This is a genomic window from Methanogenium marinum, assembly GCF_028912405.1.
GTDB lineage: Archaea > Halobacteriota > Methanomicrobia > Methanomicrobiales > Methanomicrobiaceae > Methanogenium > Methanogenium marinum.
Genome location: NZ_JAKELO010000001.1, coordinates 24,587 through 46,848, shown reverse-complemented (window position 1 = coordinate 46,848; position 22,262 = coordinate 24,587). Strand labels below are relative to the sequence as shown.

25 protein-coding genes and 2 tRNA genes are annotated in these 22,262 nt (G+C 43.9%); 19 read left to right on the top strand and 8 right to left on the bottom strand.

What is annotated here, in order from left to right:
* The first annotated feature begins 16 nt into the window (after positions 1–16).
* The 8 genes from L0665_RS00275 to L0665_RS00240 all read left to right on the top strand — a co-directional run bounded on the left by L0665_RS00275 (position 17) and on the right by L0665_RS00240 (position 5,310).
* Positions 17–676 (top strand): hypothetical protein, encoded by a 660-nt coding sequence (locus tag L0665_RS00275; protein WP_274923723.1) that lies wholly within the window; start codon positions 17–19, stop codon positions 674–676.
* A gap of 37 nt (positions 677–713) precedes the next feature.
* Entirely contained in the window at positions 714–992 is a 279-nt protein-coding gene (locus L0665_RS00270) for a 50S ribosomal protein L44e (protein WP_274923722.1), read from the top strand.
* 5 nt (positions 993–997) lie between these two features.
* Positions 998–1,189, top strand: a complete 192-nt coding sequence (locus tag L0665_RS00265; RefSeq protein ID WP_274923721.1) for a 30S ribosomal protein S27e — start codon at positions 998–1,000, stop codon at positions 1,187–1,189.
* A gap of 4 nt (positions 1,190–1,193) precedes the next feature.
* Positions 1,194–1,979 (top strand): translation initiation factor IF-2 subunit alpha, encoded by a 786-nt coding sequence (locus L0665_RS00260; RefSeq protein WP_274923720.1) that lies wholly within the window; start codon positions 1,194–1,196, stop codon positions 1,977–1,979.
* Positions 1,979–2,134 (top strand): RNA-protein complex protein Nop10, encoded by a 156-nt coding sequence (locus L0665_RS00255; RefSeq protein WP_274923719.1) that lies wholly within the window; start codon positions 1,979–1,981, stop codon positions 2,132–2,134. Before L0665_RS00260 ends, L0665_RS00255 begins: the two co-directional genes overlap by 1 nt.
* Entirely contained in the window at positions 2,127–2,873 is a 747-nt protein-coding gene (locus tag L0665_RS00250) for a proteasome assembly chaperone family protein (RefSeq protein WP_274923718.1), read from the top strand. Before L0665_RS00255 ends, L0665_RS00250 begins: the two co-directional genes overlap by 8 nt.
* A 1,074-nt stretch (positions 2,874–3,947) precedes the next feature.
* Positions 3,948–4,127: a 4Fe-4S binding protein gene (locus L0665_RS00245; RefSeq protein ID WP_274923717.1), complete on the top strand. Its 180-nt coding sequence runs from the start codon at positions 3,948–3,950 to the stop codon at positions 4,125–4,127.
* The gene (locus L0665_RS00240) at positions 4,117–5,310 is read left to right on the top strand and encodes an NAD(P)/FAD-dependent oxidoreductase (RefSeq protein WP_274923716.1); all 1,194 of its coding nucleotides are present in this window, start codon (positions 4,117–4,119) and stop codon (positions 5,308–5,310) included. The genes L0665_RS00245 and L0665_RS00240 overlap by 11 nt, the downstream gene beginning before the upstream one ends.
* Before the next feature lie 26 nt (positions 5,311–5,336).
* Here the strand turns inward: L0665_RS00240 and L0665_RS00235 are convergent, their stop codons facing one another.
* Complete coding sequence (locus L0665_RS00235; RefSeq protein ID WP_274923715.1) at positions 5,337–6,002, bottom strand: potassium channel family protein; 666 nt, start codon at positions 6,000–6,002, stop codon at positions 5,337–5,339.
* A gap of 50 nt (positions 6,003–6,052) precedes the next feature.
* Between L0665_RS00235 and rnhB the strand changes: the two genes are divergently transcribed.
* From rnhB to L0665_RS00220, 3 genes are all read left to right on the top strand, one after another.
* Positions 6,053–6,697, top strand: coding sequence for a ribonuclease HII (rnhB, locus tag L0665_RS00230; RefSeq protein ID WP_338036404.1), 645 nt, complete (start codon positions 6,053–6,055; stop codon positions 6,695–6,697).
* 55 nt (positions 6,698–6,752) lie between these two features.
* On the top strand, positions 6,753–8,051 hold the full coding sequence (locus L0665_RS00225; RefSeq protein ID WP_274923714.1) for a site-2 protease family protein: 1,299 nt from the start codon (positions 6,753–6,755) through the stop codon (positions 8,049–8,051).
* A 136-nt stretch (positions 8,052–8,187) separates the two neighbouring features.
* Entirely contained in the window at positions 8,188–8,922 is a 735-nt protein-coding gene (locus tag L0665_RS00220) for a tetratricopeptide repeat protein (protein ID WP_274923713.1), read from the top strand.
* A gap of 1 nt (position 8,923) precedes the next feature.
* Here the strand turns inward: L0665_RS00220 and L0665_RS00215 are convergent, their stop codons facing one another.
* The 6 genes from L0665_RS00215 to L0665_RS00190 form a co-directional block, all read right to left on the bottom strand.
* Complete coding sequence (locus tag L0665_RS00215; RefSeq protein ID WP_274923712.1) at positions 8,924–9,787, bottom strand: damage-control phosphatase ARMT1 family protein; 864 nt, start codon at positions 9,785–9,787, stop codon at positions 8,924–8,926.
* A 25-nt stretch (positions 9,788–9,812) separates the two neighbouring features.
* Positions 9,813–9,887: transfer RNA gene (locus L0665_RS00210), tRNA-Pro, on the bottom strand.
* 48 nt (positions 9,888–9,935) lie between these two features.
* Entirely contained in the window at positions 9,936–10,142 is a 207-nt protein-coding gene (locus L0665_RS00205; protein ID WP_274923711.1) for a hypothetical protein, read from the bottom strand.
* Positions 10,139–10,930, bottom strand: a complete 792-nt coding sequence (gene minD, locus L0665_RS00200) for a cell division ATPase MinD (RefSeq protein ID WP_274923710.1) — start codon at positions 10,928–10,930, stop codon at positions 10,139–10,141. Before minD ends, L0665_RS00205 begins: the two co-directional genes overlap by 4 nt.
* Positions 10,931–11,098: 168 nt before the next feature.
* A complete protein-coding gene (locus tag L0665_RS00195; RefSeq protein ID WP_274923709.1) occupies positions 11,099–11,647 on the bottom strand; it encodes a hypothetical protein in 549 nt (182 codons plus the stop codon).
* The gene (locus L0665_RS00190) at positions 11,640–12,815 is read right to left on the bottom strand and encodes a hypothetical protein (protein WP_274923708.1); all 1,176 of its coding nucleotides are present in this window, start codon (positions 12,813–12,815) and stop codon (positions 11,640–11,642) included. The genes L0665_RS00195 and L0665_RS00190 overlap by 8 nt, the downstream gene beginning before the upstream one ends.
* A gap of 159 nt (positions 12,816–12,974) precedes the next feature.
* Between L0665_RS00190 and L0665_RS00185 the strand changes: the two genes are divergently transcribed.
* Both L0665_RS00185 and L0665_RS00180 read left to right on the top strand, forming a co-directional pair.
* Positions 12,975–13,346, top strand: coding sequence for a roadblock/LC7 domain-containing protein (locus L0665_RS00185; RefSeq protein WP_274923707.1), 372 nt, complete (start codon positions 12,975–12,977; stop codon positions 13,344–13,346).
* Positions 13,347–13,348: 2 nt separating this feature from the next.
* Complete coding sequence (locus L0665_RS00180) at positions 13,349–13,978, top strand: response regulator (protein ID WP_274923706.1); 630 nt, start codon at positions 13,349–13,351, stop codon at positions 13,976–13,978.
* 9 nt (positions 13,979–13,987) lie between these two features.
* On the opposite strand, the gene L0665_RS00175 is transcribed toward L0665_RS00180, so the two are convergent.
* Positions 13,988–14,416, bottom strand: coding sequence for a phosphate-starvation-inducible PsiE family protein (locus L0665_RS00175; protein ID WP_274923705.1), 429 nt, complete (start codon positions 14,414–14,416; stop codon positions 13,988–13,990).
* Between the two features lie 204 nt (positions 14,417–14,620).
* Between L0665_RS00175 and L0665_RS00170 the strand changes: the two genes are divergently transcribed.
* The 6 genes from L0665_RS00170 to rpoA2 all read left to right on the top strand — a co-directional run bounded on the left by L0665_RS00170 (position 14,621) and on the right by rpoA2 (position 22,256).
* Positions 14,621–14,694, top strand: a tRNA-Lys gene (locus L0665_RS00170).
* A gap of 86 nt (positions 14,695–14,780) precedes the next feature.
* Positions 14,781–15,035: a DNA-directed RNA polymerase subunit H gene (locus L0665_RS00165; RefSeq protein ID WP_274923704.1), complete on the top strand. Its 255-nt coding sequence runs from the start codon at positions 14,781–14,783 to the stop codon at positions 15,033–15,035.
* A 10-nt stretch (positions 15,036–15,045) separates the two neighbouring features.
* On the top strand, positions 15,046–16,614 hold the full coding sequence (locus L0665_RS00160; protein WP_420847011.1) for a DNA-directed RNA polymerase subunit B'': 1,569 nt from the start codon (positions 15,046–15,048) through the stop codon (positions 16,612–16,614).
* The gene (gene rpoB, locus L0665_RS00155) at positions 16,611–18,437 is read left to right on the top strand and encodes a DNA-directed RNA polymerase subunit B (RefSeq protein ID WP_274923703.1); all 1,827 of its coding nucleotides are present in this window, start codon (positions 16,611–16,613) and stop codon (positions 18,435–18,437) included. Before L0665_RS00160 ends, rpoB begins: the two co-directional genes overlap by 4 nt.
* 13 nt (positions 18,438–18,450) lie before the next feature.
* Complete coding sequence (locus tag L0665_RS00150) at positions 18,451–21,093, top strand: DNA-directed RNA polymerase subunit A' (protein WP_274923702.1); 2,643 nt, start codon at positions 18,451–18,453, stop codon at positions 21,091–21,093.
* Positions 21,090–22,256: a DNA-directed RNA polymerase subunit A'' gene (gene rpoA2, locus L0665_RS00145; RefSeq protein ID WP_420847010.1), complete on the top strand. Its 1,167-nt coding sequence runs from the start codon at positions 21,090–21,092 to the stop codon at positions 22,254–22,256. Before L0665_RS00150 ends, rpoA2 begins: the two co-directional genes overlap by 4 nt.
* The last annotated feature ends 6 nt before the right edge of the window (positions 22,257–22,262 follow it).

Here is a 22,262-nt window from a genome sequence, read left to right as displayed (position 1 = left end):
GGTGAGCTGATAACATATGGAGCTTGAAGACCTGCGGATAGTTGTTCTGGACGAGCGGGAAAGTGGGAAACTCACTGGTATATCCCGGGATATTTTTGAAAAAGGCCAGGTGAGGTTACGGGAACTCTACTCCGAAGCACAGTCTATTGAAAATTTTCTTACTGACCGTGGCTCTGATCTCATGAATGAGATTGACAGTCTCACGGTAACCCTGAATGATATTTCGCGTGAGCGGTTTAAAAAAATTCTGAAGATGGCCATAAACCAGATGGATACGCATTATGTGGATGCCCAGGAACTTCGGAAGATGATTCCTGAAGAGCGGGAGATGTATGATGACATTCATGCAGCAATCGCAACGTGCAGGCATTCTCTTATTGATGGTGCATTGGTTGAGAGGGCAAAAGCCGTTCAGGCCCTTTTGCCTTCTGTTTCTGAGGGTGGGATGGCAGATACATCCCCTGATGAAGAAATCCGTCCCGATGAATCCGAATTACCCGAGGCTGTCAGTGCAGGATATGACCTTGTTCATGTCCTTGACGATATCGAACCTTTTATGGGGACTGACGGGAGAATATATAGTCTTATTAAAGATGACCTGGTTTCGCTTCCTCTCAGGAATGCGCAGGTACTTTATGAACGCAACATAGCCTTAAATATTAAGGTATGTAAATAATATTGGGATTCAATATCCACATGAAGGGGCTTATTCCATGAAAATGCCAACGAAATTTAATACCTACTGTCCTTATTGCAGGAAACATGAGATCCATGAGGTCGAAAAGGTGAAGAGCGGGAAAAATATGCATCTTCATTGGATTGACAGGCAGAAAGCACGCCGTGGGAAAGTCGGGAACATGGGTAAATTCTCAAAGGTTCCTGGTGGCGACAAGCCAACGAAGCGGATTAATGTAAGATACCGATGCACAGTGTGCGGCAAAGCACATCTGCGTCGTGGTGTAAAGGCTGGTAAATTTGAACTCACGGAGTGATTAGAATGGTACGGATTAATAGAGAAAACCGAAGCGCTTTCTACAAAGTAAAGTGCCAGGATTGTGAAAATGAACAGCTCATATTCCAGCGGGCAAGTACAACTGTTGACTGTGTTGTATGTGGAAGTGTACTTGCAGAACCATCAGGCGGAAACGCTAAGATTCATGCTGAGATTATCGAAGAGTTGAGTGAGTAATTCTATGCAAGAGAGAGAATGGCCCGACGAAGGTGAACTTGTTGTCTGCACAGTTACGAATGTAAAGGATTTTGTTGCATTCGTATCTCTGGACGAATATGATGAACGTGAAGGCCTGATACCTATCGCTGAGGTAGCCCGGGGCTGGATTAAGCACATTAGGGATTATGTCCGTGAAGGACAGAAGGTTGTCTGTAAAGTTCTTCATGTTGAAAGATCTAAGGGCCATATCGATCTCTCGCTGAAGGATGTAAATGATCATCAGCGCAAAGAGAAGGTTCATGAATGGAAAAATGAACGAAAAGCGCTGAAATGGATTTCATTTGTCTCAGAAACATCTGGTGCTGATGAAGAATCGATACAGAGTGTTTTCTACCATGAATATGGAGCATTATTCCCGGTATTTGAAGATATTATTGTCGATGAAAAATCAACTCTTAGTCGTCTGAATCTGGATAAAAAGGTTGCAGATGCACTGATTTTAGTCGCCAATGAGAATGTGAAATTATCTAAAGTCACCATTACCGGAAATCTGATTCTGACCTCTAACAAACCAGATGGTGTAAATGTGATCCGCCGGGCATTGCGCAGTGCTCAGCCCAGTATTGAAGGGGTTGAGATTGAACTTGTGTATGTCGGTGCTCCAAAGTACCGTGTGAAGGTGACTGCACACGATTACAAATCCGCTGAAAAGGCTATCAACAAAGTTGCAAAAGCTGCAGTTGGTGTTGTTGAACGCGCCGGCGGCACCGGAGAATTTGTCCGGAAAGCACGTTCTGGTAAAAATTAATGGCCGGAAAAATTAGACGATGTCCGTCTGATGGAACATATACCCTCAATTTTTCCTGTCCCGCATGTGGTAATGAAACCCGGACTGCACATCCGGCCCGATATTCACCACAGGACAGGTTAGGTAAATATCGACGGAAAGTTCGCTATGGATGATATTCGTATAAAAATGCTCACTGATGAGGATTATCATGCTGATATTCTCATTGAAGGCCTTCCTGGCGTTGGCCAGGTTGGAAAGCTTGTCGCTGAGCATATGATTGAAGAATTTGGTGCAGAAAAAATCGCAGAGATTACATCTATTTTCTTCCCCCCGCAGGTCTTGATCGATGATAATGGTGTTGCCCGTCTTTCATGCAATGAGGTGTACCTGGTCAATACCGATGGTAACTCCATTGCATTTCTTGTAGGCGACGTTCAGAGTGCATCCGGAGAGGGACATTATCTGCTTACAGATGCGTATCTTGACATTGCTGAGGAGCTGGGTGTTAAACGGATTTACACCCTCGGAGGGTATGGGACAGGCCATTTGCAGGAGGAGACTCAGGTCTTTGGTGCTGTCAGTAATATTTCTCTCCGTGAGCCTGCTGAAGATGCGGGTGTGGTTTTTTCGAAAGATGAACCCGGTGGTGGAATCATCGGTGCATCCGGTCTTCTCCTGAGTCTTGGAGCGGAGCGTGGAATTGAAGGTGTGTGCCTGATGGGGGAAACCTCTGGCTACATTGTTGATCCCAAGAGTGCACATGCAGTTCTTGGTGTTCTGAACGCCCTGACAGGCCTTGACATCGACGACACGAAACTTGAAGAACGTGCCGTTGAAATGGAAGGGATTGTTGAAAAAATACGGGAACTTGAGAACGCAAAGGCTGAGGAAGAACTAAGCTATATTGGCTGATCCGGATATCTGTCCGGATCCTGGTAATATTTTCTTCTTTTCATTTTTAGTGCGGTTGTGAGTGTATCAGCCTCAGATATCATGCATTCCTGTCCGTCTCATTGAAATGCGTAGGATATGGGGTATTGATTTTTTAGATACGGGTAACGCTCTTTTCTTACATCCGGAATGACTTTTCACAGACATTGTGTGGTGACTCTGTACACCGGTGAGGGAAATGGGTAAAAAATGGATCAAAACAGATGAGGTGCATGTATGTGTCCTCTTTTTGCAGCAGAAAGGTATTCAGCCGTGTGTCTTTCCTTTTATGCAAATTGTTCCGAAAAAAAGACCGGAAGGTTGTTGGTGCATCACCTCCCGTGACAAAAAGTGCATGGCATGTGTATTCGAAAATAGCTGACTGAACCGTATGGTACAGGGATATCTGTTCCCATGGGTACATTTGTGCCATCTGGTGGTTCATCGTGACCGCAAAAAGCCAGTGTAATCACTTTTCTTAGGGGAGGGTGGGTAAATTCTCTTTAGGGATGTGTTGCGTGACCTGTGGTGCCTTCACTCTTCTTTCACTGTATGTGTTGCTCTTCCTTCCCTGTGAGTAATCCGTCCCTGCACGGTGTATGCTGTGGCATACTGGTAGTTACAAGGGTGTCGGTGTGTCTGAGTCCCGGGGGTGATTACGCATATATGGTGCAATCATTTTCACACCATGAATGAGCAGGAATTTTCATCAGTATGAATTACGGTAAATGCGGAAAATAAGATGTGACAGAAACAGGTTTCATCCATTTGTGGTACCCGTTTATTTTAAACCCATAACACTGCCGCCGGGGCTGGGCATGACTGTTGCCAAGTAAGCTAAATATCCTCCCTGAGTGTTGCATTGTATCAACGTATATGGGATTCAGGAGAGTTTCCCTGCTATTGAGAGGTGATTTAGGATCTATTTTATTTCTGGTTCCGGGGTGAATTGTATGCGTTCTTCACCCGGGAAATGGGTAAATTAATGCATTCTATTTGCCCCCTTGCCTCTTCTTAAAGGAAGGGTTATACTTCGTAATGATCAAAGTATTCAAAATGCTTATCATCAAAAGGGAAGTATGCGGCTACTGCGGTGCCTGCGTTTCGGTCTGTCCGGAAGGTGCACTCGAACTGGTAGATGCTTACCTTACTGTTGATCCAGAAACCTGTATAGAATGTGGTATTTGTTCCAAAATATGTCCTCTTGGCGCTCTGGAGGTGAAGAATGCAGAGTAACTACAATGTTCTGATAATTGGAGGGGGCCCCGGGGGGGCGATGGCTGGAAAGGCTGTTGTAGATGCGGGGCTCTCCTGCTGCATCATTGAAAAGCGCCCGGCGATTGGTGCACCTGTACGGTGTGCAGAGGGTGTGGGACATGAAATCTCAGAACTTGTTGATCTGGATCCAAAATGGATCTCATCAAAGATCAATGGTGCCCAGCTTGTTGCTCCGGATGGTCAAATACTTGAACTGAATCCGGAAATGGCAGGAAATGAAGTGGGATATGTACTGGATCGGAAAATCTTCGATCGTGAACTGGTCTGGAAAGCAGCAAATGCAGGGTGTGATGTATTTGTCAAGTCCCGGGCAAGCAGTGCAATTATTAAAAATGGAAAAGTTTGTGGTGCAATAATTGAAACCGGGGGCAAAACACTCGAAGTACATGCTGATGTTGTGATTGCTGCAGACGGTGTGGAATCGAAGTTTGCCCGCTGGTGTGGTATTGACACGACTGTTCCCGTGGCAGAAATAGAGACCTGTGTTCAGTATCTGATGACCAATTTAGACATTGATCCAGGCCTGAATTCCTTTTACCTCGGGCGTGAGGTTGCTCCGGAAGGGTATGTCTGGATCTTCTCCAAAGGGGAGCGAACAGCGAATGTCGGTATTGGCATATCCGGAAAAATGTGCAGAGACGGTAAGCGGCCAAAAGATTATCTGGACGCATTCATTGCAGAGCATCTGCCAAATGGAAAAATTATAGAGTTAATTGTCGGTGGCGTTTCTGCGTGCAAGCCACTGGAATGCACGGTAGCAGACGGCCTGATTATTGTGGGTGATGCTGCGAGGCTGAGTGATCCCATCACCGGTGGTGGCATCATTAATGCAATGTATACCGGGAAACTGGCTGGAGAGGTTGCGGCAGAATGCATCGCGTCCGGTGACTGCAGTAAAAAAGCCCTGATGAAATATGATGTTGCGTGGCGGGATTCCAAAATGGGGAGAGGCTTGAAGCGCAATTATCAGGTCAAAGAGATATTCATTAAGCTCAAGGATGAAAAATTGAATTCCATCGTAAATTCTGTGAATAAACTGGATATGGAAATATTCGATACCAAGTACCTTATTCGTGAACTGGTCAAATACAATCCCTGGCTCTTAAAAGATATTGGAACTCTCAGACGGTTGTTAGACTGAATTATTCAGCTTCCGGTTGAGAATATTCAGACATTCTTTTTTAATTGTCTGTTGAGAATATTCAGACATTCTTTTTCTGCATCTTTCTTTGTGAAAACAATGATATTATCCCCTTTTCGAATACGCACTTTACCACTTGGAATGATAATGTCTCCTTTTTCTCTTTTAATGGCAATAAATACGAAATCTGTTACATCAAGCTCTTTAATTTCGTGGTCAATCATCGGAGCATCATCATCAACATCAATTTCAAAGATGGACCCACCCGGAATTGATGCAAGTTGGTGAAGATCAGTGTTCTCTGACCAGAAATAGAGTCTTTCAGCAACCAGTTCATCGGGATTTTCACTGATGTGAACGCCAACCTCTTTGAACATCTCAGAATGCTCTTTCTGGTTTACGATGGATACTACATTCGGGACATTAAATTTTTTAGCTAACCAGCAGGCCATCAGATTTACCGCGTCGTCACTTGTTGTTGCAACAAGTGCCTGTGCACGATCTATTCCTGCATCCAGAAGAATGGATTTGTCTGTTGCATTTCCGGCAATAGCAAGGACATCAAAGTGGTCAATAATCTCGTTACAGCGTTCCTCATCCTGGTCGATAACTGCCACTGAATTTCCATTTTCAACCGACATGGCTGCAAGAGCCCTGCCGATACCTCCAAGACCAATGATGATGGTATACATCAAAATGCGTATCGACCACAGCTATTGATATAGGTTGTGGATTGAACCGTATGTACGTGATCTGTGGTATTGATGAAGCCGGAAAAGGATCGGTCCTTGGGCCGATGGTTGTTGCTGGTGTATCAGCCCCTGATATGGATGATTTTGCATTAACGGGCGTTGCTGATTCTAAAGTTCTTTCCCGGAAACGCCGTGAAATACTATATTATGAAATCACGGAAAAATTTGTGACTGCCTGCACAGTCATTTCTGCAAAGGAAATTGATAGTCTCCGCGCAGAAATAACCATGAATGATATCGTTGCACGGGCACATGCGGATGTCATCCGGAAGCTCCCCTGTGATACTGCATTTGTGGATGCATGCGATGTGAATGCCAAACGTTACGGGAAGACGGTATCCGGGTATGCAGGCGAGGGGTATTCTATTGTATCTGAGCATAAGGCAGATGTTCGGTTTCCGGTTGTCAGTGCTGCTTCAATCGTTGCAAAAGTAACCCGTGACAGGTGTGTTGAGAAGCTTCATGAAGAATTTGGCAATTTTGGGAGTGGTTATCCGTCAGATCCGTATACAATACGGTTTCTTGAGACATACATTGAAGAATGTGGTGTCCCGCCAACATGTGCCCGTTCGTCCTGGGAAACAACTAGGAGAATACTTGACCGATTGTCACAGGCGTCTCTCTTTGATTTCTGATGCCATCCGGTTGTTATACAACTGTTTATAATCACTGAAGCCAACGGTATATTGAATGGAATGGCTTTTAATTGGCATTATTGCAGTTATTGTGTATGCCCTTGTTGCTGGTATTATTAAGTATGCACATCTGTGGGAAGATCATGTTACCTTTTATGGGCCCATTCTTGCGCTGAAGACTGAGAAGGTAGGATTCTTTGATTTTTTCAGGCGTCAGACACGTTTCTGGCGTGGATATGGGACACTTGGTGCTATCCTTGTAGTTGTTATCTCCGTCCTGATGTCTGCCCTTTTACTTCTTGCAGTATATAATTCAATGATAAATCCTCCTTCACCCGTGGGGATTTATGAACCACAGAATATTCTTGCGATTCCTGGTCTCAATGATTTTATTCCCATAACTATTGCAGTCATTATCGGTTTTTTTGTGACCCTTGTTGTCCATGAATTTGGACATGCTATTCTCTGCAGAGTAGAGGATATCAGGGTAAAAAGCACCGGAATTCTTTTTGCTGTAATTCCGATCGGCGCTTTTGTAGAACCTGATGAGGAAGAGGTGGAAAATGCCCCACGCTCTTCAAAAATACGGATGTATGGGGCTGGTATCACCAACAATATTGTTGTTGCATTGATCTGTTTTGCTGCAATAGTCATTTTAATGGGAATGATAACTCCATCATCCACGCCAATGATTCAGGCGGTGTATGAGGATTATCCTGCTGATATTGCGGGGATAAATCCTGATTCAGTGATTTATGCTGTGGATGGAGTTATTGTGAATTCTGTAACTGATGTGTCAGACATTTTGCAGACCACTACTCCTGGTGATACATTGACCGTTACGACATTGGAAGATGGTGTTCATTCTGATTATACCCTTATTTTAGCAGAATGGCCTGCAGAGCTAAACAATACTTCAACCGGATTTATGGGTGTTGTGTATTATTCACCAGAATCGGCTCAGTTGGTATTTAATAATCTCATAAAAAGCCCGCTTGGCCCCCTTCTTTTACTGTATGTGCCTATCAATACGGTCATTGAAGATGACAGTCTGAACCTGGGGATTCTTGCTTTTGATGTGTCATATGTGGACGTATGGGAAGTGCCCTTTTCCGGATTTTGGGGAGTAATTCAGATATTCTTCTGGACATTTTGGTTCAACATGGCAGTTGGGACATTTAACGCACTCCCGTTTATCCCACTGGATGGAGGGTATATCATGCGGGAGGGGGTAGCCAGATTCTTTGAAAAAAGGGGTCGTGGTGACCTTGTATCAATCGTTGTGTCAATTATCAGTTCATGTATGATAGCAGTGATTCTTCTTCTGCTGATAATTCCATACCTTTTTGGTTAATTATTCATTTTAATACTCATTTTTTCACATGATCTGATGTATTCTGTTGCAGTGTTTCCGCTGACATGAAAAAATATGCTTATGTATAATATGTATGTAATAGAAAATATCATACAGAAACAGGTATCTTTCATATATGTCGCGAATTCCGGCAAATAAACTGTATGCCCTTGGCTGGTATAATGAAGGCATTGCTTATCTTAAGATAAATCAGTTTGAAGAAGCAATGCAGTTCATTAATACCGCCCTTGATGCATTGCCGGAAAATCCTGACTTTTTAGTTGGGAAGGGTGATGTGTATCTTTCTCTTGGGAATAATGAGGAAGCATATTATTATTATCGGAGAGCTGTCGATAATGAGCCTGAAAATTTTCGCGCATGGCTGAATATGGGAACGGCACTTATGCGCCTGGAAAATTATACTGATTCTCTTGAGTGCTACCGCCATGCGAATGTGATAAAAGATCATGATGGAGAGGTGTGGCTTGGAATAGGTATCTGTCTCCTGAATCTTGGTGAAACGGATGAAGCTTCGAATGCACTGAAGACTGCAATTCGTTTAAAACCAAATCAGCCTGCACTCTGGTATCATCTTGGGCGAATTGAGCGTGATACGGGAAAAGCACTGAAACTTCTGATGCGTGGTTATCGGATGGATCCTGATAATGTCGACATTCTGCTTGAGATGACCCGAATATATATTCAGTTGGGAAATAAGGAAGAGGCAGGAAAGGTCCTTGAACGGGCGTATGAACTATCTCCCAAAAATCTGCGTGTTGTTGAGATGATGGAATATTATGTTCTGGAAACAACGTGGAATGAAGTATTCGATAAACCGTATGGGAACAATTCAGAAGATGAAGTCTTCTGAATTATTGATATCTGAGCATTGCAATCCTGGACCCTTTTTTAACACCAATTGAATCTGCGATGGGAACACATTTTACCGTCATACAGTATGCAACAGGGGGTAGACCTTCAATTTCGGTCAGGGACTCGTAATTGGCCATGCCCTTTGCAATAATGAGTGTGGCATTGTCAATTGCTTTCAGCAGATTTTCCGGCGCCAGTGTCGGATTGTATCCAAGTTCGGGTATAATACCATCGGTATTGGTCAGAAGGGTGTCACAGATTGCTTCTATTCCTGCTGTGTGTGCATCTTCCCGTGTTGCATCATTGATGATTGGTCCTCCGCGAACGACCACGGTGATGTGGGACCCATGGTCTTTCAGGAATTGTATCAGGTGTGAATCAAAGATAATTTCCCCACAGTTATCACAGAAGAATACTACCCGGTCGGAAAGGGCCAGGATTTCATCGGTATCATCAATTGTCAGACCCTTTTCAAATTCATTTGTAAAATATCCAATAAGGTTGTCAGTCACTGTATGTTCACTGGATCCATGATCAAGTGTGTTTCCAATAATCGCTGCGAGGCAAAGATCACGAAAACCCATAGTGTCGTTGATCACTCTTTTGCATACATTGCGTGCGTCTTCATTGTCTTTCACTTTCAAGTCATGGTATGGATCTGTTGATCCCATCTCTTCATATGCAAGCCGATGAATTTTGCTTGATATCTGGGGCCCTGCCTCAGGATTGTTATGAAGTTCAGTGAGAAGATCTCTGCATTTTTTAGCTATTTCGTCTTTTTTTTGGGGATCTGTGCAGATGAGATCACATTCATATTCAATGCGCGAAAGAAGACATTCAAAACATGTTTCAGTAATTTTCATAAAAAACCGTCCAAAAAAAAAATAATGGGGCCACTGCGATTCGAACGCAGGTCAGAAGACCCCCAGCCTCCTAGGATGGTCCAGGCTACCCTATGGCCCCGCTCTACAGTCTTGGTTCGCTTTCTTTATCTATCTTACGTTTTGAAAATCAGAAGTTTGTATTTTTAAATTCTTCTACGTTCTTTGTGAGTTCTTCAACTTCACTTGAAGTCAGATTTACTTTTCCGTTAAGGCTGTTCATTTCTTCCAACAACTGGTTTATCCGGGTATGCATCAGTTTCATCACAAAAAGGAGAAAAACAATTACTATTCCGAATAATATTAACATTACCCCTTCTGGTGTTGTGCCTATCATTTTTTTCCCTTGAATATTGAACGAGCCAATCTTTCGATGAAACCTTCCCGTGATTTTTCTTTCTCCAAGTCTCCGGTATATGTTGTTCCGGCCAGGTTTGCGGCAATTCTTCTGTATGCTTTTGAAGCATCAGAATCCGGATATTTGACCACAATTGGTGATTTATATGCGGCCGCTCTGCGTGTATTTGGATCTTCGGGAATTATTCCTATTACTTTAACTCCGAGTACCTCCTCCATTTTTTGCTTTGATACCTCTGTATTTTCCATTGTGGCACGGGTGAGTATTGCCCCTTTTACACTTCCCCCCACAAGTTCAGTAAGTATCTTTGTCTTCAATGCATCCACCATAGACGATAATTCTGGATTTACAATCAGAATCACTTCGTCTGCAATAGCGAGTGGAATGACACCGTCCCGACTAATTCCTGCTGGTGCGTCTATGATAAGAAATTCGCATTTCCCTATCAATTCACGCATAACGTCCCGTAATTTGTCTGGATCAGCATTCTGAAATCCTTTCAGTGATATTCCACTCGGAACAACTTTGACTCCACATGGGCCATCGTATACCGCTTCAGACACCTTGGCATTTCCTGCAAGAACTTCGTGAAGCGTAATGGGGACATCTTCCAGTCCCATGATAATACCGAGGTTTGCCATCCCCATGTCGGCATCCATCACATACGTTTCTTTTCCCAGTTCGGCAAGGCATGTCCCAAGGTTGGCCGATGTTGTGGTCTTCCCGGTTCCCCCTTTTCCTGACGCAATAGTATAAACTTTGACCATGAATACCTCTCTAATTCGTGGATTTTACACAGTAATTCTCTGGTTTTGTATTATTTAATATGTATGGGTTATTGCAAAGCAAAATGAATATGCGATGCAACCTTTGCATTTAACTTTCCCATAACAGTTATAATATGTGTGGGGATTGGCTGGAAAAAATTTAAATACTTATAGCCAATGGGAGAGGATTGCCCTTCCATCCCGTGTCATCATCTCAGACCGTTCTTTGGTAATTCGTTGAGTAGTACTGATGATAATCAGAATGTGTTCGCCCATGTATTCAAGAGGGATGATATGGGTATCTCCAATCTCCGTTATTGTGTTTTCCCGGTATCGTGCGGTAAGGTTTGCCGCTTCCTGTTCGCTGTCTGCATGTGATGAGGCGATTGAAAATCCATCCATTGATGCCAGTGTTGCTGAATCAAGGTGATATTTCATTGTATACTGTTTCATGCTTTCATTGATGTCTGAAATTCCCTCTGTGAGGTTTACATCACGAATGGTGTTTTTTTGTGGTTCAGAAATAATGTGTTCTTTCTGGTGTTCGTTTATTTTTTCTGTCTTCGTTTGTACGATTTTTTCGGTATGTCTTTTCAACGTATTGCCATCGGCTACTTTATGCTGAAGATCAAACACTTTGTATGTCAAAAAAATCAATGCGATAAAGAGGATTACTACAATTACGCCCAAAATTACCAGATAACTATCTTCATTCATGTATGTCACCAATTCGTTTTTTCTCAGCTTTTGTATCAATGATTAGGTATTCGAGATCAAGTTCTTTGATCACGTCTTTGAAATTTTCTCTCACTCTTGACTCCATAAGTTCCATATCCATATTTTCAAGACTGTTCACTTCTTTTGCGAATTCATCCATTTCTTTTTTATCAGGAGTGTCTGCAATCTGTACACTATCATTTGAAATTTCGGTGATGTCGACAGATTCAGATGATTGAGATTTGTTTACATCTCCTTTAGGATCATATGTGGTGGATTGATTCGGTTCATTTTCTTCAATGATTCTTATTTTTTCTTCAATAATTCCCTTTGATATTGATGTAATTGATACGCCCGTTCCTTTGGTCCAGTTGTTGGCCCAATACCCCTCATTAAATTCCAGGGTAAGATCCATCTGCTGGTGTGATAGATCATAAAGTTCCGCTGTTACCCTCTTTTCAAATTCCTGTTGGATATTGTGGGCTGCCTCTTCTCCATATTTAGGGGGATAATCAATCATGATGCACATGCCACTGCGAAAAATAATGGAAGCTTTCCGAGCGCCAATATCGATGACCATGTATCCGGTAAAATTTTTATCCTCAGCAAAACGGATGACATTCAGGAGAGGAACTGATTTTTGAATTGCAACAAATTTTCCCCTTGGTATCTGAAAATCACTTTTTGGTTTTCTTATTTTTGGATTTACTGTGGGAAGAAATTCAAAAAATGTGTTTCCATTCTTTTTTGCGCCCTGGCTGACTGGCTCTTTGGAACGTTGCTGTCTTTTTACTTCAGCCAATATTTTAGATTCAGGAATTTGTTCAGTTTCATCATTTTTTTTGGGTAACAGTGTTTTTTTTGGAAAAACAACCGTACAATCTGTATTGAATTCAATGCTTAGTCCAATCTGTGTGTCACTGAATGTATACAGTTCAGCAGAAACATTTGAGTGGTCCATTTCAACTCGCTTAAATGCATCAAATCCACAGAATTGTCCCGTTTTTGCAAGTATGCATCTACCTTCTCTGAATACTACCGATGCAGTGCCTGAGATAATATATATATTGCAGTGGCCGGTAAATTTTTGCTTAGAAATTTCTTTAAAGAGGATGGATGCCTGAATTTCTTTCTTAACTGAATGCAGCGTCCCCCGAGGCAATTGCATACTGTTTAAAAGTTAAAATCGTGATATAATAAATCTGTTGTCCATTTCCTTTATTTGGTGGGCATTTATCTCCTGTGTTCACACTAAAATATTGAATAGATATATGTGATATGAAATTCAAAATGCATTCATCCTTAAATATTTACCCGGAGGATTGGCGTGAGTAATAGAACTTCAGTTAAAATGCAAATTGCAGCACATCTGGATGCATGCATGGCCCTTGATGATGTTTTGGGGTGTGTAATTGTTTCACGTACTGGTGCGCTTATGGGGAAAATGGTTGAACAGGGTATTTCTGTTCCTTCTTTTGCAGCGATGGGGGCAACAATTCTCGGCTCTTCTGAAGCAGCGGCAGGTTTGATGCATTTGTCACGTCCGTCTTCCATTTTTGTAGAAGTCGATGAAGGTGGGATTCTCGTTATGGGCGCCGGAAAGAATGCATTAATAACGTTAATTATTAATAAATCGGCTGATATAAACTCTTTGAAAGGTGAACTGGCGGTTATTGCGAGTAATATTGGGGAGGAGTAGATATGTATACAATTCTAATCGTTGATGACAGCCCGATGATCGTTGACGTATTTGTTGCGATGCTTGAACGAGGCGGGTATCGTCCTATTGCAGCTTATAGTGGGAATGAATGTCTGGAAGTTTTGGAGGATGTCAGGCCTGATTTGATTCTTCTGGATATTATGATGGAGCCTATGGACGGGTGGGAAACGCTTGAAAACATTAAAATGAATGCGTCGACGGTTGATGTCCCGGTAATGATGCTTACTGCCAAACAACTGACTCCCGATGAAGCACAGGAATATGGTGCTTATATTGAAGATTACATCATGAAGCCAACCACTCATCGTCAGCTCTATGATGCCATTGAATATGTACTGAAACGTCAGGAAAAGATTAATCTGGATATTGAAGATGCGAAGAGCAAGGGTACTGATTCTCAGATTATTGAAGAGTATGAAAGGCTCAGTAAAAGTGCGGATGTGTCACGCCGTCTTCTGAAGATTTTGGAATCTACGTATAATCTCAATGATTCCAATGTGAAAGTTGGAGAAAATATTCAGCAGGCAATTGAGAGTATGGAGATGAGTATTAAATTCCAGGAAGAACGGCTTGAGCAGATATCAAAAGAACATCTTCATCTGAAAAGATAAATTATACGTTTATTTCTCTTCTTTTTCAAGGTAAATTATTGCTATTGTAAGTATTAATACAGCGATAATTGCAAGGACTACTTCTCCTAAAAGAAGTGCTGTCAGTGGTTCGGTGTCAAAAAACAGCAACCTTCGTACCATCGCCGTGATTCCGGCAATTAATATGGGGCGTATTTGTATGGTATGTGTTCGTAGATAGCCAGTCACCGTCTCCATAATTTCAATGATCACAATGGTCAGAAGCACTGCATGCAATGCTTCCATCATACCTGATTCCTTTAATCCGTTCATTATCATCCTAAATCCGGTAATGGCATCAAGGAGTGATAGTGCGGCGAGGATGAGCAGGATGATTGCTACGAATACATAGATCAGGTATGTCCCTGAGCTAAGGATATTAATTATTTTTTTTTCAATTTGGTCGTATTCTCTTTTCATCTCGTCTCTCCTCTGATGATAATACATTTTGAGGTTTTAATGTATTACCTTTCTTTGTATCCTCTTTTTTTGCATCGGCGGTTATGCATGAAATGCGCGGGATTTGTTGCCTTCCGGGGTGATTTGTAATGTTTGGTTATTAAACATGGGTTATCTTTATATATTTCCTCATCCCACTTAGTATACTGATTCGATCAGTGTATCGGGCCCATAGCTCAGCCAGGAAGAGCGCCTGGCTTTTAACCAGGTGGTCGGGGGTTCAAATCCCTCTAGGCCCGTTGCCACAAAGGCATGTGGCGCAATGTGTGATTTTTTGCGGTGATGCATCTGAAAAAGAATCAGGTATTTTGATCAGGGGCAATAGATGGACACCAAAGATTTTTCTGTAATTGAACATGTGATGGTGCCGGAACATCACGTAATGACCCGGGAGGAAGTAGACGATCTTCTATTGAAGTATAAGATCTCCTATGACCAGTTGCCCAAAATCTATCATGATGATCCAGCTGTGAAGACAATTGACGGCAAGGTCAATGATGTTATTCGAATTGTAAGAAACAGCCAGACGGCAGGCCGTGCGGAATCGTTCCGGATGGTTGTCAAGAGGCCGAAAAAATAAATTATTGAGGGTGATCTCTCTGCTTGATACAAATGTATTATCTTCAGCCTATTTTTCGCGGGAACATGTAGCACGCCATCAGCTGGATTCATATAACAATTTTTTGGATTTTAATCTTCAGAAAGTTGTGGATGAACAGCGGATTATTGAGACTGATATCGGTCAGCGTGGCAAAGACAATGATCCCGTGTGGGTTGAACTTGGTAAAATAGAAGTGTTAAAACCAGTCGTAAGAGAAGCGGACGGATCCCAGTCCGGTCTGTTTCCCTGCGAGTCACGGCTTAGAAATTTAACCTATGCGGCACCTATCCGTCTGGATATGGTTCTGGTTCAGGGTGATGAGCGTCAGGAGCCTGTTGTAACAACAATTGGTCAGCTTCCTGTAATGATCGGTTCCCAAAGTTGTAATCTGTATGGAATGTCTGATGAGGAACGGATATCCTATGGTGAAGATTCTCACGACCCTGGTGGTTATTTCATCGTTAACGGGTCGGAACGTGTTTTAATGACACTTGAGGATCTCGCATCCAACAAGATTATGACTGAATACACGGAGCGGTATAATGAGAGAATCTATGTCGCGAAAGTATTCTCTCAGTTCCGTGGATATCGTGCTCTTGTCATTGTTGAAAGAAACCGTAAAAATCTTCTTGAAGTTTCATTCCCGTCCGTTGCCGGTCACCTTAGGTATGTTGACCTGATGCGTGGACTTGGCCTGGGCAATGATCTTGATGTTGTGCATGCAGTTTCTGATGACGAACAGATTCTTACCTTCATGATGCAGAATCTTGAAGAGAGTGAATGCGATGACACCGAAGAGGGGATCATGTATGTCGGGAAGAAACTTGCTCCGAATCAGACGCGGGATTACCAGCGCAAACGGGCAGAATTTGTTCTTGATAACTATCTCCTCCCTCATCTGAATTATCTGATGCCCGAAGGACTCAAGGAAGAGGATCCCGGATACCAACAGGCAGTTGAGAGTGTCAGGCTTGCAAAGGGATATTTCCTTGGACGAATGGCAGAGGCGTGTTTTGATCTTGTTCTCGAGAACCGTAGAATTGATGATAAGGATCACTATTCCAACAAACGGCTCAAACTTGCCGGGGATCTGATGGAAGATCTCTTCAGGATATCATTAAACCGCCTGACCCGTGATGTGAAGTATCAGCTTGAACGTGCAAGTATGCGTCACCGTGATCTCTCTATCGGCACTGCCGTTCGTGCAGATGTGCTGACTGAGCGTCTGCTTCATCCTCTTGCCACAGGTAACTGGGTTGGTGGACGTACTGGTGTGTCACAGCTTCTCGACAGAATTGATCACATGGCAGTGGTGTCTCACCTGAGAAGGGTTATCTCACCTCTGTCGCGTTCACAGCCCCACTTTGAGGCTCGTGATCTCCATCCAACACAATGGGGCCGGATTTGTCCTTCTGAAACACCTGAAGGTCCAAATTGTGGTCTTGTGAAAAACTTTGCACAGATGGTTGAGATATCAAAAGGAATCCCTGATGCGCAGGTGGTCAACAAGGCGCTCTACAATTTTGGCGTTGAAGAACTGAAACGGGAGCAATTATGAGCAAAAGTCAGAAAAAATCCCGTGTTTTTGTAGATGGCGCACTGATTGGTCTTTCGGATTCTCCCGTTGATCTGGTCGCACGGGTTCGAAAGATGAGGCGGCGGGGCGAACTCTCTTCAGAGATCAATGTCTCGTATAAGGATTACAATGGAGATATTATCATTCATACCGATCGGGGTCGTGCCCGTCGGCCTCTGATTGTGGTTGAGGAAGGTAAACCTCTGGTCACAGAAGAGGATATTGAGTGGCTGAAATCAGGCGAAATTGACTTTCAGGATCTTGTCAACCGGGGTATCGTTGAGTATATCGATGCAGAGGAAGAAGAAGACCTCTTCGTCGCGATGAATGAGTTTGAGGTCACACCTGATCACACTCACCTTGAAATTGATCCTGCGCTCATTCTCGGTATCGGAGCAGCACATGTTCCGTTCCCGGAACATAACGCATCACCTCGTGTTACCATGGGTGCAGGTATGATCAAACAGGCGCTCGGATTTGGATGTTCAAATATGAAACTCCGTCCGGACACCCGTGGTCATCTTCTCCATTATTCACAAAAACCGCTTGTTCATACACAGACGTCAGAGATCATTGGTTCTGATGACCGCCCAGCCGGCCAGAATCTGGTTGTTGCCATTCTCTCATATGAAGGGTTCAATATTGAGGATGCGCTCATTTTCAATAAGGCATCTATTGACCGTGGTGTAGGACGATCTCACTTTTTCCGTACCTATGACGGAGAAGAACGCCGGTATCCGGGAGGCCAGGTTGATAAAATCCAAGTGCCTGATGAGGAAGTGGCAGGAGCCCATGGTGCAGAATATTATCAGAACCTGGACACCGATGGCATCATCAACCCCGAGACGGTCGTGCGTGAAAAGGACGTCCTTATCGGTAAGACATCACCGCCACGTTTCCTTGAGGAGCCGTCCGGTGAGTTAATAACCGTTGAGAAACGTCGTGATACCTCTGTCACCATGCGGAGCAATGAACGGGGTATTGTAGATACTGTCATTCTGACTGAGGGAGAAAACAGTTCGCGCCTTGTTAAGGTGCGGACGCGTGATCTCAGAATCCCGGAAGTTGGTGACAAATTTGCATCACGTCATGGACAGAAAGGTGTTGTTGGACTTATTGTTCCCCAGGAAAATATGCCATTCACCGAAGCAGGAATTGCACCGGATCTTGTTATTAACCCGCATGCAATTCCATCACGTATGACCATTGGACATATGCTTGAAATGCTTGGTGGAAAGGTTGGATCTCTGGAAGGGCGACGCATTAATGCTACTGCCTTCTCCGGAGAGCCTGAAGCAGGTCTGAGAAAATCTCTTGCAGATCTTGGATTTGCCCATACTGGCCGTGAAGTAATGCGGGATGGGATTACCGGAAGGCAATTCCACGCCGATATTTATATCGGTGTTATCTACTACCAGAAGCTCTACCACATGGTATCCTCGAAGATGCACGCACGGTCCCGTGGACCTGTGCAGGTGTTGACCCGTCAGCCAACTGAAGGACGTGCCCGTGAAGGTGGTCTCAGATTTGGTGAGATGGAACGTGATGTAATGATCGGACATGGTGCGGCAATGGCTCTGAAAGAAAGGCTTCTTGATGAGTCTGACAAGGTTGAGCAGTATGTCTGCGCTAAGTGTGGTATGATTGCCTTCCTTGACCGTAACAGAAATGTTACGCGCTGTCTCGCGTGTGGAAATGAGATCGATATCTATCCGGTTGAGATGAGTTATGCATTTAAACTTCTCCTGGATGAGATGAAGAGTATGGGTATCGCACCCAGAATGCACCTGGAGGACCAGGTATAGGGGGTAATTAAATATGCCAAGTCCAAAACGAGTGGGGAAGATCGAATTCGGTCTTCTCTCTCCAAAAGAAATCCGTAAGATGAGTGTACGGAAGATCATCTGGGCTGATACCTATGATGACGATGGTTTTCCCTATCCTCAGGGCTTAATGGATCTTCACCTCGGTGTTATTGACCCAGGGTTGCGGTGCAAAACATGTGGTAACAAGGCATCTGACTGCCCGGGGCATTTTGGTCATATCGAACTGGCCAAGCCTGTTACTCATGTTGGATACACACGGCTTATCCGGAAATTACTTCGGGTTTCCTGTCGTGAATGTAGTCGGCTTCTTCTGAGTCCGGAAGAAATATACAAGGTTCTTGGTCCTGAAGAAGAGCGTAATACAGACGTTATCACCGAAAAAGACGTTAAAAAAGAGCGAATTTGCCCTCATTGCGGTGCCCAGCAGAATAAAGTAAATTTTGAAAAGCCAACAACATTTTCAGAAATATGGACTGACGAAAACGGCCGCAAAGTTGATCACAAGTTAACTCCTGCTGATATTCGGAGTCGTCTTGAGAAGATTCCTGATGAAGACCTTCGTCACCTTGGAATTAACCCTGATGTTGCCCGTCCGGAGTGGACACTTATCACGGTTCTTCCTGTGCCTCCTGTTACGATGAGGCCATCGATTATTCTTGAGAACGGACAGCGCTCAGAGGATGACCTGACACACAAGCTTGTTGATATTATCCGTATCAATCAGCGGTTTAAGGAAAATCAGGATGCTGGTGCCCCTCAGTTAATTATTGAGGATCTCTGGGAACTGTTACAGTATCATGTAACAACCTACATGGATAACGAAGTGGCAGGGTGCCCGCCGGCGAGACATCGTTCAGGCAGACCACTCAAGACAATTTCTCAGCGTCTTAAGGGTAAGGATGGTCGTTTCAGAGGTTCACTTTCCGGTAAACGTGTCAACTTCTCCGGACGTACTGTGATTTCTCCTGACCCCAATATGAGTATTGGTCAGGTAGGAATTCCCCTTGCTATTGCAAATGAGATGAGTGTGCCCATTCGTGTGACTCCGTTTAATATCGAAGAAGTCCGGGCAATGGTGCTGAAAGGCCCTGTCCGGGGTTCACTGACGGAACCATGCGGTGCAAATTATGCTATCCGGCCCGATAACCGAAGGGTAAGACTGAATGAACTCACCTGTGAGACGGTTGCTGAACAACTTGAACCAGGGTGGACTGTCGACCGTCAACTGAGAAACAATGATATTGTTCTCTTCAATCGTCAGCCTTCTCTTCACCGGATGTCCATTATGGCCCACCGGATTGTTCTGATGAATGGAAGAACATTCCGTCTGAATCCAGCTGTCTGCCCACCATACAATGCAGATTTTGATGGTGATGAGATGAATCTTCATGTTCCGCAGACTGAAGAGGCACGGGCTGAAGCACATATGCTTTGTTCTGTCTATAATAACATCCTCTCACCGCGGTTTGGTGGACCGATCATTGGTGGTATCCACGATCATATCTCTGGTCTGTTCCTGTTGACGCATACCCTGCGGTGGTTTGACAAGGAAGAAACAGTCTCATTAATCAAGTTTAATCCGCCTGAACACCTCCCAAAACCTGGAAAGGTTGAAAACGGAATTGAATACTGGTCTAATAAACAGGTATTCTCAATGATTCTTGCTGACGACCTGAACCTTGTATATCGCTCCAGTTCCTGTAAGGACTGTGAGGTCTGCAAAAAAGGTGATTGTGAGCAGGACTCGTATGTTCAGATCGCGAATGGACAGCTTCTCACCGGAACCATTGATAAGAAATCGATTGGTGCGTTCAAGGGAAATATTCTTCAGCGGACTATTCGGCAGCACGGACAGGAACGTGGTGCACAGTTTATTGACGATTTCACCAAGCTCTCAGTTCGCGGCATTATGTTTGATGGATTCTCATTCGGTATTGATGATGAAGATTTGTCAAAGACTGAGTATAAGCAGATTGATGAGGGTCTTGATGAGGCAATGCGTGATGTTAAGCGCCGGATTCAGATTTATGAAGAAGGTCAGCTTGAACCAATGCCGGGTCGTACTCTGGAAGAGACCCTCGAGATGCAGATCATGCAGGTTCTTGGAAAAGCCCGTGATAAGACGGGTGAGATTGCAGGACGTCACCTTGGTCTTTCCAACAGTGCTGTGGTAATGGCCGTCAGTGGAGCTCGTGGTTCAATGCTGAACCTTACTCAGATGGCTGGTTGTATTGGTCAGCAGGCAGTACGTGGTGAACGTATTACCCGTGGATATGAAGACCGGACACTGCCCCACTTCAAACGTGGAGATCGTGGAGCTCCGGCTCATGGATTTGTGCGCAACAGTTACAAGAGTGGACTGACGCCGACTGAATTCTTCTTCCATGCTATTGGTGGTCGTGAAGGTCTTGTCGATACTGCTGTCCGTACTTCACAGAGTGGATACTTACAGCGGAGAATGATCAATGCGCTTCAGGATCTGAAGGTCGCATATGATATGACTGTCCGAACAACCGGTGGGAGAATTATCCAGTTCCAGTATGGTGAAGACGGTACCGATCCTTCAAAGGCATGTTTTGGTGATCCGGTTGATGTCCGTGGTGTTCTTGAAAATGTGCTGAAGGAGGAGGTATGATGGACGCAAAAATGGTTGAGGTTATTGATGCGGCAGAAATCCCTGAAACAACAAAAAATGACCTGAAAAAATTGATGGAAGGTCACACCATCTCCTCAGAACAATTTGAAGAGATAATGGCGCAGGTATATCATGAGTTGAAAGGGACCCGAGTGGAACCATGTGAAGCAGTAGGTGTTATTGCAGCACAGTCCATCGGTGAACCGGGTACTCAGATGACCATGCGAACATTTCACTATGCTGGTGTCGCTGAAATCAATGTTACTCTCGGTCTGCCGCGTCTCATTGAAATTATGGATGCGCGGAAAAGTCCATCGACACCTACCATGACCATCTATCTGGAAGGGGAATATGCCAATAATCGTGACCGTGCCCGTGATGTAAGCTGGCAGATTGAGGCAACGCGCCTTAATGAGTTTGGTGATGTTTCAACAGACCTTGTTCAGATGATGGTAGCGGTGAAGATTAACCGTGAAGTCTGCGAAAAACGGAAGGTTACCGTCGAAGAGATCATTGAACGGGCCCCTGATAAAATTAAGCAAAAGCGCCATTACCGTGATTTTGAATCTGAACCGGATGTTGATAATGAGCGTATCATATTCTATCCAAAGGATCGTGAGAGCTATCAGAATCTGTTCCAGCTTGCAAATCATGTGCGCGATGTAATCGTCCAGGGTATAGACGATATTGAGCGTGTTGTAGTCAGAAAAGAAAGTGGAGAGTATATTCTTTATACCGAAGGCTCAAATCTTAAGGATGTATTCAGTGTGGACGGTGTCAACAGATATCGTACACGGACAAATAACATTTCAGAGATATCAGAGGTTCTGGGAATCGAAGCCGGGAGAAATGCAATCATCGATGAAGCTCTGAGCACACTACGTGAACAGGGTATCGATGTCGATGTTCGTCATATTATGCTTGTTGCAGATATGATGTGTATGGAAGGTGAAGTCAAACAGATTGGACGTCATGGTATTGCCGGTGAAAAGGAGAGTGTTCTTTCCCGTGCAGCATTTGAAGTCACTGTCAATCACCTTCTTGATGCAGCAGTAGCAAATGAAATGGATATCCTTCAGGGTGTCACAGAGAACGTCATCGTCGGTCAGCCAATTCAGCTTGGAACCGGAGATGTAAAATTAATTGCAAAACCATTTAAATAGGAGCCA